This window comes from Cupriavidus sp. 8B (assembly GCF_054589115.1).
In genome coordinates this window covers 1-431 of sequence record NZ_BAAILO010000478.1, presented here as the reverse complement: position 1 = coordinate 431, position 431 = coordinate 1, and the positions used below count along the sequence as shown (strand labels likewise).

The window sequence follows — 431 nt, the reverse complement described above, 5'->3', positions numbered from 1 at the left end:
TCTCGGCGTTCTGCATCGCCTGCATGTCGAAGCGGACGAGTTCGGTGCTGATGGCGGTGATCGGGGCGAGTGCGCGGAAGCGGCGGACCCAGGCCACCGTGGTCTGCACACGGTGTTGTAGGCTCGGCGCTAGCCAGCCTACCGGCCTGCGGCGGTTATCGAATCGGGCAGCGCGATACCGCGTCTTCCGCCCGCGTCGCGACCGGCGCATAGCCCTGCGGGCCGTCAGGTTCAGGCTGATCTGCGCGCCGCGGTGTATCAGTTCCACTAGCGACAGCACGGCGACACGCCGGCCCGCCTCGCCGCCGCAGGACTCGACCTCACGCACGATGGCTACGCCGGTTCCCTTGCTACCGGGATCGAGTTTAAGACGGACCGGTTGCAGGACGCAGTCCGCTGTCCGCCGATCCACTATGCGGATAGCGAACGGC

Annotated in this window: 1 protein-coding gene; it reads right to left on the bottom strand. The window is 67.7% G+C overall.

Translation table 11 applies throughout. The features are described 5' to 3' along the window. A partial coding sequence (locus ACYP5B_RS44770; RefSeq protein ID WP_459573868.1) for an RRXRR domain-containing protein occupies positions 1–412 on the bottom strand: 412 nt, incomplete at its 3' end. Positions 413–431: the final 19 nt, after the last annotated feature.